The 16,752-nt window shown below is 72.0% G+C and carries 14 protein-coding genes; all 14 read right to left on the bottom strand.

Features of this window, described 5'->3' with window-relative positions:
• Positions 1-29: 29 nt before the first annotated feature.
• On the bottom strand, positions 30-1,403 hold the full coding sequence (locus tag ACFWOG_RS31380) for a DivIVA domain-containing protein (RefSeq protein WP_380362391.1): 1,374 nt from the start codon (positions 1,401-1,403) through the stop codon (positions 30-32).
• 59 nt (positions 1,404-1,462) lie between these two features.
• Positions 1,463-1,744 (bottom strand): YggT family protein, encoded by a 282-nt coding sequence (locus ACFWOG_RS31375; protein WP_030301231.1) that lies wholly within the window; start codon positions 1,742-1,744, stop codon positions 1,463-1,465.
• 93 nt (positions 1,745-1,837) lie between these two features.
• Positions 1,838-2,440: a cell division protein SepF gene (locus ACFWOG_RS31370; RefSeq protein ID WP_327676357.1), complete on the bottom strand. Its 603-nt coding sequence runs from the start codon at positions 2,438-2,440 to the stop codon at positions 1,838-1,840.
• A 227-nt stretch (positions 2,441-2,667) separates the two neighbouring features.
• Positions 2,668-3,474 carry a YggS family pyridoxal phosphate-dependent enzyme gene (locus ACFWOG_RS31365; RefSeq protein ID WP_329952036.1) on the bottom strand — a complete coding sequence of 269 codons (807 nt, stop codon included), beginning with the start codon at positions 3,472-3,474 and terminating at the stop codon, positions 2,668-2,670.
• Positions 3,474-4,205, bottom strand: a complete 732-nt coding sequence (gene pgeF, locus ACFWOG_RS31360) for a peptidoglycan editing factor PgeF (RefSeq protein WP_355401586.1) — start codon at positions 4,203-4,205, stop codon at positions 3,474-3,476. The genes ACFWOG_RS31365 and pgeF overlap by 1 nt, the downstream gene beginning before the upstream one ends.
• On the bottom strand, positions 4,202-5,428 hold the full coding sequence (gene ftsZ, locus ACFWOG_RS31355; RefSeq protein WP_329882142.1) for a cell division protein FtsZ: 1,227 nt from the start codon (positions 5,426-5,428) through the stop codon (positions 4,202-4,204). The genes pgeF and ftsZ overlap by 4 nt, the downstream gene beginning before the upstream one ends.
• Before the next feature lie 407 nt (positions 5,429-5,835).
• On the bottom strand, positions 5,836-6,639 hold the full coding sequence (locus ACFWOG_RS31350; protein ID WP_329882143.1) for an FtsQ-type POTRA domain-containing protein: 804 nt from the start codon (positions 6,637-6,639) through the stop codon (positions 5,836-5,838).
• Positions 6,632-7,738 (bottom strand): undecaprenyldiphospho-muramoylpentapeptide beta-N-acetylglucosaminyltransferase, encoded by a 1,107-nt coding sequence (gene murG, locus ACFWOG_RS31345; RefSeq protein ID WP_329952035.1) that lies wholly within the window; start codon positions 7,736-7,738, stop codon positions 6,632-6,634. Before murG ends, ACFWOG_RS31350 begins: the two co-directional genes overlap by 8 nt.
• Positions 7,739-7,744: 6 nt before the next feature.
• Positions 7,745-9,052: a putative lipid II flippase FtsW gene (gene ftsW, locus ACFWOG_RS31340; protein WP_380362393.1), complete on the bottom strand. Its 1,308-nt coding sequence runs from the start codon at positions 9,050-9,052 to the stop codon at positions 7,745-7,747.
• Positions 9,053-9,232: 180 nt separating this feature from the next.
• Positions 9,233-10,666 (bottom strand): UDP-N-acetylmuramoyl-L-alanine--D-glutamate ligase, encoded by a 1,434-nt coding sequence (gene murD, locus ACFWOG_RS31335; RefSeq protein ID WP_329952034.1) that lies wholly within the window; start codon positions 10,664-10,666, stop codon positions 9,233-9,235.
• Positions 10,663-11,724 (bottom strand): phospho-N-acetylmuramoyl-pentapeptide-transferase, encoded by a 1,062-nt coding sequence (mraY, locus tag ACFWOG_RS31330; protein ID WP_329882146.1) that lies wholly within the window; start codon positions 11,722-11,724, stop codon positions 10,663-10,665. Before mraY ends, murD begins: the two co-directional genes overlap by 4 nt.
• Positions 11,724-13,124: a UDP-N-acetylmuramoyl-tripeptide--D-alanyl-D-alanine ligase gene (gene murF / locus ACFWOG_RS31325; protein ID WP_329952033.1), complete on the bottom strand. Its 1,401-nt coding sequence runs from the start codon at positions 13,122-13,124 to the stop codon at positions 11,724-11,726. Before murF ends, mraY begins: the two co-directional genes overlap by 1 nt.
• Positions 13,121-14,788 carry a UDP-N-acetylmuramoyl-L-alanyl-D-glutamate--2,6-diaminopimelate ligase gene (locus tag ACFWOG_RS31320; RefSeq protein ID WP_380362385.1) on the bottom strand — a complete coding sequence of 556 codons (1,668 nt, stop codon included), beginning with the start codon at positions 14,786-14,788 and terminating at the stop codon, positions 13,121-13,123. The genes murF and ACFWOG_RS31320 overlap by 4 nt, the downstream gene beginning before the upstream one ends.
• A gap of 6 nt (positions 14,789-14,794) precedes the next feature.
• Positions 14,795-16,752, bottom strand: a 1,958-nt coding sequence (locus ACFWOG_RS31315; RefSeq protein ID WP_380362383.1) for a peptidoglycan D,D-transpeptidase FtsI family protein, incomplete at its 5' end; no start/stop codon positions are given.

Here is a 16,752-nt window from a genome sequence, read left to right as displayed (position 1 = left end):
GCGGGGGCGCTCTGGCAGTCGGCTACCGCCTAGTTGTCGCCGTCCTCGTCGATCAGGAACCCGCGCATCGGCGCCGGCGCCTGCTGCATCGGCTGCGGCGGCTGCGGACGGACGGCCGCCATCGGCTGGGTCATCCCGGCCGGCTGCATCTGCGGCGCACCCGAGTTGCCACCCGAGGCCTGACCGCCGAAGCCCTGCCCACCGGAGTTACCGCCGAAGGAGCCCTGTCCGCCGAAGGACGGCTGGTTCCCGCCGAACGCCGGCTGGCTGCCACCGAAGCTCGGCGACGGGCTGCTCATCGCACCGGCACCGGCCGGAGCCATCGACGAAGCGGCCGGCGGCAGCGACGCGGTGGCCGGGAGCCGCGGCGGGGCGAGCGAGTCGTCCGCCTGCGACTCCAGCTGGCGCAGCTGGGTCTCCAGGTACGACTTCAGGCGCGTGCGGTACTCGCGCTCGAACGCCCGCAGGTCCTCGACCTTGCGCTCCAGCGTGGCACGGGCGGACTCCAGCGAGCCCATCGCGACGCGGTGCTTCTCCTGCGCGTCCCGCTCCAGGGCGTCGGCCTTGGCGCGGGCGTCGCGCTCCAGGCCCTCGGCCCGGCTGCGCGCCTCGCCGACGATCTTGTTGGCCTCGGAACGGGCCTCGGAGATCGCCTGGTCGGCCGTCTGCTGGGCGAGCGCCAGGACGCGGGCGGCACTGTCGCCGCCGGGGCTCTGCTGCTGCATCGGGGCGCCCATCGGGCCACCCATCTGCTGCTGGCCGCCCATCTGCTGCGGGCCGCCCATGGGGCCGCCCATCTGCTGCATCTGCTGCTGGCCCATGCCCTGGCCCATGGGGTTGCCCATGCCCTGCGGGCCGCCGGGGCCACCCATCGGCTGGAGCATCTGACCACCCATCGGCTGGACCAGCTGCTGCTGGCCGCCCATGGTCTGGCCCATCTGCTGCTGCTGCTGCTGCGGACCGCCGGGGCCCATCGGGCCGCCCTGGCCGGACGGAAGCTGCGGGGCGCCGGACGGCAGGCCGAGCGGCTGGTTGCCCATCTGCTGCTGCGGGCCACCCATCTGCTGCTGCTGCGGGCCGCCGGGGCCGCCCATCTGCTGCTGCTGCGGGCCGCCGGGGCCACCCTGCTGGCCGGGGACCGGCGGGCCGGATATGGCGGCCGGCACCGGGGCGCCGGAGCGCGCGTCCTGCGGCGGCTCCTTGCGCATGTTGGCCTGGTTCTGCGCGGCGGCACGGGTCGCGGCGGCCAGCTTGGCGCGCAGGTCCTCGTTCTCGCGGAGAAGGCGGGTCAGCTCCGCCTCGACCTCGTCGAGGAAGGCATCGACCTCGTCCTCGTCATAGCCTTCGCGCAGGCGGACGGTCGTGAACTGCTTGTTCCGAACGTCCTCGGGGGTCAATGGCATCTCTTCACCTCAACGTGATCGTCGGCACACCGGCATCCTGTCGCATCGCTCACCTACGACTAGGGCCGCACAAGCGAGATCAGGACATACACAATGATCATCAGTACGAAGAAGGACAGGTCGAGCGCCACGCCCCCGAGACGCAACGGCGGAATGAACCGCCGCAGAAGCTTGAGCGGCGGATCCGTGACAGTGTACGTGGCCTCCAGGACCAGGACCATGGCCTTGCCCGGCCGCCACGAACGCGCGAACTGGAAGACCCAGTCCATCACCAGCCGCACGAGCAGGAACACCAGGAAGACGGTCAGTGCGTAATAGAGCACCGCCCACACGATCTCCATCGCGCTTCCCTCTCCCCGGTTCTTCGGCCCTTGAGGCCGCTCGCTGTCGCTAACTCACTGTCGATCAGATCCACACGTAAAGTCGTGGCCGGGTCAGCTCTGGTTGAAGAACCCACCCTCGGCGATCCGAGCCTTGTCCTCCGCCGTGACATCGACGTTAGCAGGAGACAGGAGGAACACCTTCTGCGTCACGCGCTCGATACTGCCGTGCAGACCGAAGACGAGTCCAGCGGCGAAGTCTACGAGTCGCTTCGCATCGGTGTCGTCCATCTCGGTGAGATTCATGATCACAGGGGTCCCGCCGCGGAACTGTTCCCCGATGGTACGGGCCTCGTTGTAGGTCCTCGGGTGCAGCGTGGTGATGCGGTAGGGCTCTCGTTCGTTCACTACCTTGGGCATGATCACCGGGGCGCTCTTCTCCAGGTTGTGGCGGCGTTCGGGTGTGATGGACGACACTGGGGCCATCCTCGGAGTCTCCTGGCGGATCGGGACCGCGGCCGGCACCGGCTGCGGCGCGATCGAGGGGACCGGAGCGGGGGTCGCGGCGGCCGGACGCGGGATGTCCTCGGTCCGCCCGGTCCGGATCGGCTCGGGGTCCGCGTCGTAGTCGTCGTCGGGGTCGTACCCCTGACCGTCGTACGTCTCGTCCTCCACGAGGCCGAGGTAGACCGCCATCTTGCGCATTGCGCCGGCCATGCTCCTGTCTCCTCCGCTTGTGGTGGACCGGCTCCCTCCCGGCGGCCGGGCCGTACGACCCCGCCTGCGGATTCCGCGGTCCGCCCACGACACTCCGTCAGGCCGACGCCCGGTCAGAAATCGTGGAAGAGGGCCGCGGAGCTGCGATCCACGGTTGGCTAGCGCTCAGATAAGCTGCTAGCTTCTGTCCTATTTTGTCCTGCAGTCTGATCTACTACCCGGTGACGTTACCTGAGGGGTGACCGCACTCCGAGTACCGCCGTTCCGACGCGCACATGTGTCGCTCCGGCGGCAATGGCCTGCTCCAGATCGCCGCTCATTCCTGCGGAGACCATCGTGGCAGCAGGATGGGCCGTCCGTACGGCGGTTGCGATTTCCGCCAGCCGATCGAAGGCCCTGGCAGGGTCCCCGGCCAGCGGTCCGGCGAGCGGGGCGACCGTCATCACACCGCCCAGCCGGAGGCCGGGCGTGTCGGCGATCGCGTCGGCCATCTCCAGGACGTCCGCCGGGGCCACCCCGGCGCGGTGCTCGCCCTCGCCGTGCTCCTTGTCCAGCGCCACCTGCACCAGGCAGCCCAGCTCGGGCCGGTCCGCCTTGATCACTGCCGCGCCGAGCGACTCCACCAGCCTGAGCCGGTCCACCGAGTGCACGTGGTTCGCGTACCGGACCACCGAGCGGACCTTGTTGGTCTGCAGCTGGCCGACGAAGTGCCAGTCGAGCGGAAGGTTTCTGCACTGCTCCGCCTTGGGCGCCGCGTCCTGGTCGCGGTTCTCCGCGACGTCGGTGACGCCCAGCCCGGCCAGCAGGGCGCTGTCCTCGGCCGGGTAGGTCTTGGTGACCACGATCAGCCGGACCTCCCCGCGCGCCCGCCCGGCCGCGGCACAGGCGTCGGAGATCCGCCGCTCGACCACGTCCAGGTTGGTACCCAGTTCTTCGTACCGGGCCCGCTGCCCGTCCGTCAGCCCGGCCGACCAGCTCGCGTCGGGGAAACCGGCGGTACTTCCCGGGAACGGTCCGTAGATGTCGTTCGTCATCAGAGATCAGAGCCCAACCAGACGTAGCTCGCGAGCCGGCCCGTGCGCTGCTCGCGACGATAGGAGTAGTGATCGGCGGATTCGAGGGTGCAGACAGATGATCGCACCAACTCGGTGACTCCCGCAGCGGCCAACTGGGCCGCCACTCCGTTCGGCACGTCCAGCGCCGGTGTTCCCCAGGAGGTCTCGGCGTACGCGGCGGGCACCCGCTCGGCGACCTCGGCGCGCAACGGCGCCGGCACCTCGTAGCAGCGCCCGCAGACCGCGGGGCCGGTGGCGGCGGTGATCCGCCCGGGCTCGGCCCCCAGTTCGACCATGGCCCGGACCACCGCCGGCACCACCCCCGCCGCGAGTCCGGGCCGGCCCGCATGGGCGGCGCCGACGACACCCGCCACCGGGTCGGCCAGCAGCACCGGGGTGCAGTCGGCGGTCAGGACCGCCAGCGCCAGCGGCCGGTCGGTGACCACCGCGTCCACCGTGGGAGCCTCCCCCGCCGGCTGGCGCTCCGTCACCACCGCCACGTCCGCGCCGTGCACCTGGTTCATCCAGACCACGTCGGCCGGGTCCAGGCCCAGCGAACGGGCCGCGATCCCCCGGTTCTCCCGGACGGCCGCCGGGTCGTCCCCCACCGCGCCGCCGAGGTTCAGCTCCCCGTACGGCGAAGTGCTCACCCCGCCCCACCGTGAGGTGAAGGCGAAGTGAGCACCATCGCGTGCGACGCGATCGATCACTTAAGGAAATCCGGGACGTCGAGTTCCTCGGCCGGGCTCTCCACGTACGGCTGACGGGCCGGCTGCACCTGCGGCGGAACCGGGGCGGCGGTGGTGACCGGGGCCTCCGCCGAACGGGACGGACCCTCGCCGTCCGGGCGGGACGTCACCGAGCCGATGCCCCCGTACGCGGGCCGGCCGGAGGGGCGCTCGGGGGCGCCGCCCGACGAGGAGGCCGGCGGGTTGGCCGGGGCCGCGCTCGCCTTGACCACCGGGTCGCGGACGATGGCCGGCGGCTGGCCGCCGTCGAAGCCGGCCGCGATGACGGTGACCCGCACCTCGTCGCCGAGCGCGTCGTCGATGACCGCACCGAAGATGATGTTGGCCTCGGGGTGCGCCGCCTCGCTGACCAGCTGGGCGGACTCGTTGATCTCGAACAGGCCGAGGTCGGACCCGCCGGAGATGGAGAGCAGCACGCCGCGGGCCCCGTCGATCGAGGCCTCCAGCAGCGGGGAGGAGATCGCCATCACGGCGGCGGCCTTCGCGCGGTCCTCGCCGCGGGCCGAGCCGATGCCCATGAGCGCCGAACCGGCCTCGGACATGACCGACTTGACGTCGGCGAAGTCGAGGTTGATCAGGCCGGGGGTGGTGATCAGGTCGGTGATGCCCTGGACGCCGGAGAGCAGCACCTGGTCGGCGGAGCGGAACGCGTCCAGCACGCTGACCTGGCGGTCCGAGATGGACAGCAGCCGGTCGTTGGGGATCACGATGAGGGTGTCGACCTCTTCGCGGAGGCTGGCGATGCCGTCCTCGGCCTGGTTGGCGCGGCGACGGCCCTCGAAGGTGAACGGGCGGGTGACCACGCCGATGGTGAGCGCGCCCAGCGAGCGGGCGATGTTGGCGACCACGGGGGCGCCACCGGTGCCGGTGCCACCGCCCTCGCCGGCGGTGACGAAGACCATGTCGGCCCCCTTGAGGACCTCCTCGATCTCCTCGCGGTGGTCCTCGGCGGCCTTCCGGCCGACCTCGGGGTTGGCGCCGGCGCCGAGGCCCCGGGTGAGTTCACGGCCCACATCGAGCTTGACGTCGGCGTCGCTCATGAGGAGGGCCTGCGCATCGGTGTTGATCGCGATGAACTCGACGCCCTTGAGACCGACCTCGATCATCCGGTTGATGGCGTTGACACCACCGCCGCCGATTCCGACGACCTTGATGACTGCGAGGTAGTTCTGCGGTGCTGCCACGTCGAAGGCCTCTCGCCTCGAATTTCCGGGTCGGTCCGACGCCGGTACGGGTCATTCCGACGGATGTCGATGGGTAGGGAGCCTGGTTTCTGACGCAATGTCCGAAATGCCGACCGCCGACCCCAACCCTAAACTTGACCTTTAGGGTTAGTGCTGTGCCTCTGTCACATCACCAGGGAACACAGGCTGGTGACACAGGACACTAGGTGGCTCCGGCCACGTGTTTCAACGAACACGCCGAGCTTCCCTTTTTCTTTTGAGCCTATGTGATCATCAACCGCCGGATGAAACCGGGGTGACCACCAAGGGTCGGGCCGACACGAAACCGCGTCAAGCCCACCCGTCACCCGCCGCCACTCTGTCAGCGACGCGCTCCGCGCGCACCCTTGTGCAGAAAACCTACCGGATCATCCGGACACCGCCGGCGCCTCCGGCGCACTCACGTCGAAGTTCGTACCCTTCTGACCCAGCAGCGCCACCAGGACCCGGGCTTTCCGATCGGTCTGCTCGGGACTTCCCCAGCGAACCGTCGCACCCCCGCTGAGCTGCAACTGGATATCGTCGTACGAATGCACCAGAACGGCCCCGGCCCGCTGCCGGACCTCGGCCGGCAGGCCGGCGGCCACCGCCACCGCGCCCTGCACCAGCTGGGCCCGCCCGATCACCGACTCCACGTCCCTGGCGGGCTGGCTGAGCCGGAGCTCCACCACCGGGACGCCCTCCGGCGCGGCCGGCTCGGTGGCGAAGCTCACGCCACCCGCGTCGACCTGGGTGAACCGGCCGTCCTCGCCCTTCACCGCGGCGACCGCCGACCGCTGGGTGATCTTCACCCGCAGGGTGTGCGGCCAGCCCCGCCAGACCTCGGCCCCGGCCACCCGCGGGATCGCCTCGACCCGCCGCCGGACGTCCGCCAGGTCCACCCGGGCCAGCGGGCCGGAGCCGACCCCGCCGATCGCCGAGCGGACCTGGTCGGCCGTCAGCCGGTCGTCCTGGACGCCCTGCACCGAGATGCTGCGGACGTCCAGGACCGAGGAGAGGAAGACCAACCACGCCAGCACGCCCAGCACCGCGGCCGCGAGCGAACCCAGCACCACCACACCGCGCCGCGAGAGCCGGAGCCGGGGGGTGTACTCCTCGTCCCCGAGATCCTCGTCGTGCGGGTATCCCCGGCCGCCGGCCGGGGGCGGCTCGGCGAGCCGGGCGTCAGCCACGACGGCGGCCGCCCCGGGCTGCCTCGATGGCCTCGTAGACCATGCCGACCAACAGGTCGTCCGCGTCCCGGCGGCCGAACTCGGCGGCGGCCCGGCTCATGTCCCACAGCTTCTGCGGGTCGGTCAGCACCGGCAGCACGTTCTGCAGCACCCAGTCCGGGTTCAGCTCCGCGTCGTCGACCAGCAGCCCGCCGCCGGCCTTCACCATCGGCTGGGCGTTCAGCCGCTGCTCGCCGTTGCCGATCGGCAGCGGGACGAAGGCCGCGGGCAGGCCGACGGCCGCCAGCTCGGCCACCGTCATCGCGCCGGCCCGGCAGAGCATCAGGTCGGCGGCCGCGTACGCGAGGTCCATCCGGTCCAGGTACGGCAGCGCGCGGTACGGCGGCATCCCGGGGATGTCGTCCACCTGCGGCAGCTCGTTCTTCGGGCCGACGGCGTGCAGGATCTGCACGCCGTACTGCTGCAGGCGCGGGGCGATCGCGGCGATCGTCTCGTTGAGCCGGCGTGCGCCCTGCGAGCCGCCGGAGACCAGCAGCGTGGGCAGCCGCTGGTCGAGGCCGAAGTAGTGCCGGGCCTCCGGACGGGACGCGTTGCGGTCCAGCGTGGCGATGGTCCGGCGCAGCGGGATGCCGATGTACCGGGAGTCGCGCAGCTTGCTGTCCGGCGTGGAGACCGCGACGAAGTCGCTGTACCGCGCACCGATCTTGTTGGCCAGGCCCGGCCGGGCGTTGGCCTCGTGCACCACGATCGGCACACCGGCCCGCTTGGCGGCCAGGTACGCGGGCATGGCGACGTAGCCGCCGAAGCCGACCACGGCGTCCGCCTTGACCCGCTCGATGATCTCCTGGGCGGCCCGGACGGTGCCGCGCAGCCGGCCCGGGACGGTGATCAGCTCGGGGGTGGGCTTGCGGGGCAGCGGGACGGCCGGGATCAGCTCCAGCTGGTAGCCGCGCTCGGGTACCAGCCGGGTCTCCAGGCCGCGCTCGGTACCGAGGGCGGTGATCCCGATGGACGGGTCATGCCTGCGGAGGGCGTCCGCGAGGGCCATGGCCGGCTCGATGTGACCGGCGGTCCCCCCGCCGGCGAGTACGACATGCACCGAAATTCACCGCTCCCTGCGTGCCGGCACCGGGGCCGGGCGCGCTGTGGTTCGTCGTCGTGGCAGCACCCGGGCCAGCTGTTTCCTGATCCGGGAGTTCTTGCTCCGGGCGGCCAGGGCCGCCTTCGCTCCCGAGCTGCTGCGTGCCAGGCAGAGCAGCACCCCGATCGCGGACATGGCCGACAGCATGGCGGAACCGCCGTAGGAGAACAGCGGGAGCGGGACGCCCGCGATGGGCAGCAGTCCCAGCGCCGATCCCAGGTTGATCACGGCCTGAGCCATGAGCCAGGTGATGGCGGCTCCCGCGGCGTACCTGACGAAGGGGTCCTTCGTGCCGATGGCCACACGGATACCCGCGTAGCCTAGTGCCGCGAAGAGACCGATCACCGACAGCGTCCCCACCAGTCCCAGTTCCTCGCCCGTCGTGGCGAAGATGAAGTCGGTGTGCGCCTCCGGGAGCTGGCCCCACTTCTCGACCCCGGCGCCGAGGCCGGAACCGAAGAGACCGCCGAGGCCGAACGAGTAGACGCCGTGCAGGGCCTGGAAGCAGGCGCCGGCCGGGTCGAGTTTGGTGACGCCGATGCAGGAGAGCCGCTCGGCGCGGTGCGGCACGGTGACCACCAGCGCGGTGCAGACCACCACGGCCACGCCGAGGGTCGCGACGAACAGCCGCAGCGGCGCGCCGACCATCCAGAGCAGGCCGAAGAGCATGGCCACCAGGATCATCGCGGTGCCCATGTCGCCGCCGAGCATGATCAGCGCGAGCAGCAGCAGGGCGCCGGGGACCAGCGGGACCAGCAGGTGCTTCCACTGGTCGAGCGTGCCGTTCCTCTGCTTCCGGGCCAGCAGGTCGGCGCCCCAGAGCACCAGGGCGAGCTTGGCGAACTCGGACGGCTGGAACTGGAACACGCCGAAATCCAGCCAGTTCCGGTTGCCGTTGACCTCCACGCCGACGCCGGGGATCGCGACCAGGACGAGTGCGCCGATCACCCCGAGCATCACCGGGTAGACGATCACCCGCAGCACGGCCACCGGGACCAGGGCGAAGCCGACCAGCAGCGCGAAGCCGAGCAGCACCCCGACCAGCTGCTTGAAGAAGTAGAACTGGGTCGAGCGGTGCTGGCCCAGCGCGAGGATCTGCGAGGCCGAGAAGACCATCATCAGCCCGAGCGCCACCAGCAGCAGCGCCGTACCGGCGATCAGCAGGTAGGGCGTGAGCGGCCGGTCCAGGGCGTACCGCACGCGGGCCCGGAAGGCCTGCAGGCGGGCCACCGGGCCGGCCGACTTGTAGGCGGTGGTGGTGGCGGAGATCACCCGCCAGCGGCCGGCCGCCCCGTTCTCCGGTGCGCCCGAACCACCCGCCCTGCCCTGACCGCCGCCCACCCGTCCCGCTCTCCCTCTGCGCCTCGCCCGCCTCCGGGCCGCTCCGATCCGGCGCGGCCCCTCGGCTCGCGGTGCGGGGCCCGTCCGTGCTCAGGGTGTGTCCGACACGCCCTACGCGTCCGCCAGCCCCCGGACGGCCGCCGCGAAGAGGTCGCCGCGCTCGCCGTAGTTGGTGAACATGTCCATCGAGGCACAGGCCGGGGCCAGCAGCACCGTGTCACCCGTTCGGGCGAGTGAGGCGGCCGCGCGGACCACCTCGGCCATCGCCACCGCGCCAGTCTGGCCCTCGGCCGCCTCGATCACCGGGACATCCGGCGCGTGTCGTGCCAGCGCCTCCCGGATCAGCGCGCGGTCCTCGCCGATCAGCACGGCGGCGCGCAGCCGCTCGGCCGCGCCCTGGACCAGGTCGTCGAAGGCCGCGCCCTTGGCCAGGCCGCCGGCGATCCAGACGATCGGCCGGTAGGCGGAGAGCGAGGCCGCGGCGGCGTGGGTGTTGGTCGCCTTGGAGTCGTCGATGTACGTCACGCCGTCGACGACGCCGACCTCGGCGATCCGGTGGGCGTCCGGCCGGAAGGCGCGCAGGCCCTCCCGGACGGCCTTCGGGTCCACCCCGTAGGACCGGGCCAGGGCCGCGGCGGCGAGCGCGTTGGCGATGTTGTGCGGGGCCGGCGGGTTGACGTCCTCGACGGAGCCCAGCTCGGCCGCGTTCTTGGCCCGGTCCGACACGAAGGCACGGTCCACCAGCAGGCCGTCGACCACGCCGAAGTTCGACAGGCCGGGCGCACCGAGGCCGAAGCCGACCGCCCGGCAGCCCTCCTCGACGTCGGCCTCGCGGACCAGCGCCTCGGTGGCCGGATCGGCCAGGTTGTAGACGCACGCGACGACGTTGCCCTCGTAGATCCGGCCCTTGTCGGCGGCGTACGCCTCCATCGAGCCGTGCCAGTCGAGGTGGTCGGGGGCCAGGTTGAGCACGGCCGCCGAGTACGGGCGCAGCGAGGGCGCCCAGTGCAGCTGGTAGCTGGAGAGCTCGACGGCGAGCACGTCGTACGGCTCCTCGGCGAGCACGGCGTCCAGCACCGAGACCCCGACGTTGCCGACGGCGGCGGTGCGCCGGCCGGCGGCCGTGAGGATCGAGGCGAGCATCTGGACGGTGGTGGTCTTGCCGTTGGTGCCGGTGACGGCCAGCCAGGGAGCGGGCTCGCCGGTCGTGGCCAGCGGGCGGCGCAGCCGCCAGGCCAGTTCGACGTCGCCCCAGACCTCCACGCCGGCCGCGGCGGCGGCCGCGAACAGCGGGCTGCTCGGCGGCCAGCCGGGCGAGGTGACGACCAGCCGGGTGCCGTCGGGCAGGCTGTCGCCGTCGCCGAGGCGGACGGTCACCCCCTGGGCCTCCAGCTCGGCGGCGCGGGCCTTCAGGCCCTCGCCGCTGCCGCCGTCCACCACGGTGACGCGGGCGCCGAGTCCGTGCAGGACGCGGGCCGCGCTGATGCCCGAGACTCCGAGCCCGGCGACGGCGACCGGCAGCCCGGCCCACTCGGGGTTGGTCATCCGGTCACCCATCCCGCGTAGAAGAGGCCGAGGCCGACGGCCACGCAGAGGCCCTGGATGATCCAGAACCGCACCACGACCAGGACTTCGCTCCAGCCCTTGAGTTCGAAGTGGTGCTGCAGCGGGGCCATCTTGAAGACGCGCTTGCCGGTCATCCGGAACGAGCCGACCTGGATGATCACCGAGAGGGTGATGATCACGAAGAGGCCGCCGAGCAGGATCAGCAGGATCTCGGTGCGCGAGCAGATCGCCAGACCGGCCATCGCACCGCCGAGGGCCAGCGAGCCGGTGTCGCCCATGAAGATCTTGGCGGGCGAGGTGTTCCACCAGAGGAAGCCGAAGCAGGAGCCCATCAGGGCGGCCGCGACCACGGCGAGGTCCAGCGGGTCCCGGACGTCGTAGCAGTTGGAGGTGGCCGAGACGGCGTACGCGCAGCTCTGGCCGTACTCCCAGACGCCGATGAAGGTGTAGGCGCCGAAGGCCATCACCGAGGCACCGGTGGCCAGGCCGTCCAGACCGTCCGTCAGGTTCACGCCGTTCGAGGTCGCGGCGATCAGGAAGTACGCGAAGATGACGAACAGCACCGGGCCGACCGACCACTCGAAGTCGCGGACGAACGAGAGGTGCTGGGAGGCCGGGGTGCGGTCGGCGCCGTCGGGGAACTGCAGCGCCAGGACGGCGAAGATCAGGCCGACGAGGGACTGCCCGGCGAGCTTCGCCTTGGCCCGCAGGCCCAGCGAACGGCGCTTGACGACCTTGATGTAGTCGTCGAGGAAACCCACCAGTCCCAGACCGGTCGTCAGGAACAGCACCAGCAGTCCGGAGGCGGTCGGGGATTCGCCCGTTATCGCCTTGGTGGCGAAGTAGGCGATGAGCGTCGCCAGGATGAAGGCGATGCCGCCCATGGTGGGCGTGCCCTTCTTGCTGTGGTGCGCCTTCGGGCCGTCGTCGCGGATGTACTGGCCGTAGCCCTGCCGGGCGAGCAGCTTGATCAGGGCCGGGGTGCCGAGCAGCGACAGGACCAGGCCGATCATGCCGGAGAAGAGGATCTGCTTCATTACTGGGCCGCACCGTCCGCGAGGATCGCCTCGGCCACCTTTTCGAGCCCCACCGAGCGGGACGCCTTCACCAGCACCACATCCCCCGGCCGCAGCTGACTGCGCAGCAGTTCGACCGCCGCGTCCGCGTCGGACACCAGCACCGACTCCTCACCCCACGAACCTTCGTTCCTCGCGCCCAGTTCCATGCAGGCCGCCTCGCGTCCGCCGACCGCCACCAGTTTGGTGACGTCCAGCCGGACCGCGAGCCGCCCGATGGCGTCGTGCTCGGCCAGGCTCTCCTCGCCGAGCTCCCGCATCTCGCCGAGCACCGCCCAGGTACGGCGACGCTCCGGACCTCGTCCCCCCATCGAGACCAGCGCCCGCAGCGCGGCCCGCATCGAGTCGGGGTTCGCGTTGTAGGCGTCGTTGACGACGGTGACACCATCGGCCCGGTCGACGACCTCCATGCGCCAGCGGGACAGCGCACCCGCCTCACTCAGTGCTTCGGCGGTGTCGTCGACGGTCATCCCGAGCTCCGTCGCCACCGCTGCGGCGGCGAGGGCGTTCGAGACGTGGTGCTCACCGTACAGGCGCAGCTGCACGGGTGCGGAACCGGCGGGGGTCGTCAACGTGAAGGATGGCCGTCCGGTGGAGTCCAGACGAACATCCTGTGCGCGGACCCGGGCGTCCGGGGATTCACCGAAGAACACCACCCTGGCCTTGGTGCGCGCGGCCATTGCGCGCACCAACCGGTCGTCGATGTTGAGGATCGCGACGCCGTCGGCCGGGAGCGCCTCGACCAGCTCGCCCTTGGCCTCGGCGATCGCCTCCTGCGAGCCGAACTCGCCGACGTGCGCGGTGCCGACGTTCAGCACCAGGCCGATCCGGGGCGGGGTGATCGAGGTGAGGTACTCGATGTCGCCCTTGTGCCGGGCTCCCATCTCCAGCACCAGGTGCCGGGTGGCGTCCTCGACCCGCAGGGCGGTCATCGGGTGGCCGATCTCGTTGTTGAGCGAGCCGGGCGGGTAGACGGTGTCGCCGAGGCGCCGGAGCAGCTGGGCGATCAGGTCCTTGGTGCTGGTCTTGCCGGCCGAGCCGGTGAGGGCCACGACGGTGGCGCCGGCGCGGCCGACGACCGCGCGGGCCAGCTTGCCGAGCGCGTCCACCACGCTGTCGACCAGGACGGTGGGGCCGCCGACCGGGCGGGAGGCCAGCACCGCGACGGCGCCCGCCGCGACGGCGGTGGCGGCGTAGTCGTGGCCGTCCGCGTGCTCGCCGACGAAGGCCGCGAAGAGGCCGCCGGGGACGACCTTGCGGGAGTCGACCTCGACCGGGCCGGTCACCAGGGCGTCGGGGTCGGCGTCGGCCAGGGTGCCCCCGACTGCTGCGGCCACCTCGGCGAGGGTCAGTGCGATCACTGCTGCTCTACTCCTCCGGTGCCCCGGGCGGCCGTGGTCCGTGCCACGACGTCCTGTCCGATGGCGTCACGCAGCACCTCCCGGTCGTCGAAGGGGCGGATCTCGTCTCGTACGTACTGGCCGAGCTCGTGGCCCTTGCCGGCCACCAGCACGGTGTCACCGGCCCGGGCGCGGGTGATGGCCAACTGGATCGCCTCGGCCCGGTCGGGGACGACCAGGACGGTGCCGCGCTCGGCCTCGGGCACCGCGGCGGCGCCGGCGAGCATGGTGGCGAGGATCGCCAGCGGGTCCTCGCTGCGCGGGTTGTCGCTGGTCAGCAGGGCGGTGTCGGCGAGCCGGGCGGCGATGCCGCCCATCGGGGCGCGCTTGTGCGGGTCGCGGTCGCCGCCGCAGCCGACGACCACGTGCAGCCGGCCCTTGGTGACCTCGCGCAGGGAGCCGAGGACGGCCTCCAGCGCGTCCGGCTTGTGCGCGTAGTCGACCACCGCGACGTACGGCTGACCGGCGTCGACCCGCTCCAGCCGGCCCGGCACGCCGGGAACGGCCGCGATGCCGGCCACGGCCCGGTCCAGCGGGAGGCCGGCGGTCGCCAGCACGGCGATCGCCGCCAGCGCGTTGGCGACGTTGAACGGGCCGGGCAGCGGGACGGCCGCGTCCGCCTCGGCGCCGTCGGGGCCGAGCACCCGGAACGTCGAGCCGACGGGGCCGAGCTGGACGTCCACCGCGCGCCAGTCCGCCTCGGGCGCGCCGGTGGCGGAGAAGGTGACGACCGGGATCTTCGCCTCGGCGGCCAGCCGGCGGCCGTACGCGTCGTCCAGGTTGGCCACGCCGGCGCGGGACTTGCCGGGCTGGAAGAGCCGGGCCTTCGCCTGGAAGTAGTCCTCCATGTCCGGGTGGAAGTCGAGGTGCTCGGGCGTGAGGTTGTTGAACAGCGCCACGTCGTAGACCACGCCGTCGGTGCGGCCGTAGACCAGCGCGTGGCTGGAGACCTCCATGGTCACCGCGTCCGCGCCGCGCTCGCCCATCACGGCGAGGATGGCGTGCAGGTCGGTGGCCTCGGGGGTGGTCCGCTCGCTCTTGATCCGCTCGGTGCCGACCCGCATCTCGACGGTGCCGATGACCCCGGGGCTGCGCCCGGCGCCGTGCAGACCGCCCTCGACCAGGTAGGAGGTGGTGGTCTTGCCGTTGGTGCCGGTCAGCCCGATCATCAGCAGCCGCTCGGAGGGCCGGTCGTAGACGGCGGCGGCCAGCTCGCCCATCCGGGCCCGCGGGCGGTCGACGACCAGCAGCGGCAGGCCGGTGCCGGCGGCCAGCTCGGCGCCGGCCGGGTCGGTGAGCACCGCCACGGCGCCGGCCGCGGCGGCCTGCCCGGCGAAGGACGCGCCGTGGTGGTTGGCGCCCGGGAACGCCACGTACACGTCGCCGGGACGGACCTCGCGGGCGTTGTGGGTGACGCCGGTGATCTCGGGTCCTTCGACGGGGCCGAGACCCAGCAGTCGGGCGACCTCGGCGAGCGGCCGGGCCCCCGTCCGGGCGGGGCGGGGCGGGCTCACGGTGGTTTGATCGGGTTTCGGCACGGCGGAGAGGCTATCCGCCGAAGGGCTTCCAGGGCCAAACCGGCCCTTTTCCGTGCCGGCGGCCGCACCCGCCCGGTCGTTGCTCATGGTCGATCACGGCTTCCACTCGACGGGCAGGTTGGGCGCCTCGCTACCGCTCGGCGGGACCTTGAGGGTCTTGAGGGTGAACTCCATCACCTGCTTGAACACCGGGCCGCAGAGCTGGCCGCCGAAGTGGCCGTTGACCGGGTCCTGGATCACGCAGGAGACGGTGACCTGCGGCTGGTCGGCCGGGGCGAAGCCGATGAAGGACGCGGTGTAGCCGCGGTACCCGCCGGTCTTGGGGTCCACCCGGTTGGCGGTGCCGGTCTTCCCGGCCACCCGGTAGCCGGGGATGGCGGCCTTGCCGCCGGTCCCCTGCTCGTCGGAGACGACCGACTCCAGCATCTCGGTGAGGGTCTTGGCGGTCTGTTCGCCGACCACCCGGGACTGCGCGCCCTGTGCGGCCGGGGTGTACCTGCCGTCCGGTGCGGTGGTGCCCTGCACGACGCTGGGCGTCACCCGGACCCCGCCGTTGGCGATGGTCGAGAACACCGAGGTCGCCTGCAGGGCGTTGACCGACAGGCCCTGTCCGAACGGGATGGTGTACTGCTTGGACGCCTTCCAGTCCTCCGGCTTGTCGAGCAGGCCGGCGGTCTCGCCGGGGAAGTCCAGGCCGGTGTGCTCGCCGATGCCGAACTTGCGCAGGTAGTCGTAGAGGACCCGGTTGGCCTCGGGCTGGGTCGCGCCGAGCGTCTGGGCGGCCTCGATGGTGCCGATGTTGGAGGACTTGGCGAGCACGCCGGCCAGGGTGAGGTACCAGGTGTCGTGCAGGACGTCGTCCTTGAACGCCACGTCGCCGCGGACCAGCGGGTACGGCACGGTGACCTTGGTGTCCCAGGTGGCCTTGCCGGTGTCCAGGACCGCCGCCATGGTCATCAGCTTGGCGGTGGAGCCCGGCTCGTAGGCGTCCTGCAGGGCCGCGTTCCCGAGCTGCGAGTTCCTGGCCGTGCTCAGGTCGTTCGGGTTGAAGCCCGGCGAGGAGGCCATCGCCAGCACCTGGCCGTTCTTCACGTCCTGGACGATGACGTAGCCCTTCTCCGCCCCGGCGTTGGCGACCTGGTCGGTGATGGCCCGCTGGGCGGCCCACTGGATGTCGCGGTTGACGGTCAGTCGCAGGTCGGTGCCGGGCACGGCGGGCTCCAGCGAGCCGCCGGCGGTGGGCACCAGGCGACCGCCGGCCTGGGCGTAGCTGCTGTGGCCGTCCTTGCCGGACAGCTCGTGCTGGTACTGCTGCTCCAGACCGCCTGCGCCCTCGCCCTCGGCGTTGACGAAGCCGACCAGGTTGGCGGCCAGGCCGTCGGAGGGGTAGACCCGCTTCTGGGTGTCCCGGTTGAAGATCCCGGCCAGCGGGTTGACGCACTCGTTGTCGAGCCTGGTCCGGCCGCCGTCCTCGACGGACTTGTTCAGCAGCCGCTTCTGGGCCTGGCAGCCCCGCGAGCCGGCCTGCTTCTCCAGGCTCGACTTGAGGTCGCTGATCTGGTTCTTGACGTCCGGGGTCTGCTGGGCGGCCAGCCGCTTGTAGCGGGTCTTGGGGGTGTGCAGGTCGGCGGCGATCCGCTCCTTGGGCAGGCCGAGGATCGGCGCCAGCAGAGCGGCGGCCTGCTCGGGGGCGTCCGGGAGGCCGGTGGCCTCGGGGGTGAACATCGCGGGGTCGGCGGTGATGTCGTACGCGTCGACGGTGGTGGCCAGGGCGACCCCGTCGGAGGACGTTATCGAGCCGCGCTCGGCGGTGATCGGGATGTTCAGGTACCGGTTGGTGTTGGCGTCGGCGGCCAGCGCGTCGGAGTCCAGCAGCTGGAGCTGGACCAGCCGTCCGGCGAAGATCGAGAAGACGACCGAGAGCACGATGGTGATCACCCGCAGCCGACGGCGCGGGTCCGCCAGCCGGATCCCCCGCGGCTGCGGGCGGCGCTGCGGCGGACGCGGGCGCGGCCGGTCCCCCGCCTGGCCGGCGCGGGCCGGCGGGCGGC

The sequence above is a fragment of the Kitasatospora sp. NPDC058406 genome (assembly GCF_042722765.1).
GTDB lineage: Bacteria > Actinomycetota > Actinomycetes > Streptomycetales > Streptomycetaceae > Kitasatospora.
The sequence above is the reverse complement of the archived record's forward strand: the minus strand, read 5'-3'. Positions and strand labels throughout refer to the sequence as shown.